This window comes from Halomonas sp. AOP7-E1-9 (assembly GCF_052376035.1).
Lineage (GTDB): Bacteria > Pseudomonadota > Gammaproteobacteria > Pseudomonadales > Halomonadaceae > Vreelandella > Vreelandella citrativorans.
On sequence record NZ_JBQSVC010000087.1, the window covers coordinates 1 to 1,203 of the forward strand.

1 protein-coding gene is annotated in these 1,203 nt (G+C 45.1%); it reads left to right on the forward strand.

Annotation, left to right across the window (positions count from 1 at the left end; genetic code table 11):
* On the forward strand, positions 1 to 637 hold a 637-nt coding region (locus ACT3R4_RS18410), incomplete at its 5' end, for a hypothetical protein (protein WP_496201876.1).
* Positions 638 to 1,203 lie beyond the last annotated feature (566 nt).

Sequence of the window (1,203 nt, forward strand, 5' to 3'; positions counted from 1 at the left end):
CACGTTGGCTCAGCAGTTAAGCGACAGCGCACTGCGTGCGGAAGAGCGTGATGCCAGCCTGGACCGTAAAGCACTAGGCCAAAAAGCAGATGCGTTGCTCCAGCCAATAACTCGGGACTTTCATCTTCACCGTGCAAAATATGACGCAGAAGTACCTAACACCGATGATCCCGAACTACTGGAACGAGCAAAACAAGCCACCTCCTTTAACCATGGTAGGGGCAGCAACCCCTTTAGCGGTTTATCTCAGGATCAGCTAGCACTGATTATTTATGACGATAGCGGCACATTTACGACCAATGAGCGAAAAGCCGCCTGGAAAGAAGAGTATGACCAGGAAACAGCAAGAAGATTAGCGGTTATAGCTCGCGGTAAATTGGAGTATGAACAAACCGGCAAGATGACCGAATTCTTCAAAGAAGTGCTGGGTAATTACAACGAGTTGCCCCCCATCATGCAGGCGCAATACCCCGATTTCTATGCGCCGCGCCTTGAACACTTAATTGAGTTGGACTTCAACTTTATAACCCATCGCGCCGAAGGCAAAGGAGCACCTGAAGATATTTTTGACATACTAATGTCAAGTGAAGACTTCGCCAACCTTGGTAAACGCTTTGCTAACTCAACGATTAGTTGAAAAGAGATAATTGGGGTTTGATTGGCAAGAACGATAAAAAAGGTAACGAGTGCAGCGCGTTATCGCAATTGATTTGATGCGCGGAGAGTGAAGTAAGTAACGCGAAAAACCACTTGCGATGACAGACCTCAGCTTTCGGGCATCGGTTTCAGCCCTAGACTTATCCCGCCGGTTAAGTACCTACGCAAAATCAAATCAGGCATAAATTACTATTAAACTACTGATTTACATCACACTCTATACGGAAAACCTTATGTTTAGACACTTCATAAGAAAATTTACATAAAACTACAAAATATTCTTAACATTTTGGGTTAAACTGCCGATAGTAACTATAATCATTAATAAACACATAGGGCTTCTACCTAGTGCATCTGCACACGTAATGACTATTAAGCAAAGCCACAAGGAGGTATCGCAATGACAATCGGTATTGGTTCATCTACCCCGGCGACGTCGCAAACGACTTCTGGTAGCCGCACCCAGGATGTATCAACCAAGGAAACTGAACAAGGCGAAAACGCAACGCTTACTTCTGGTTCATCGAAGCCAACAAGCCAGCTTTC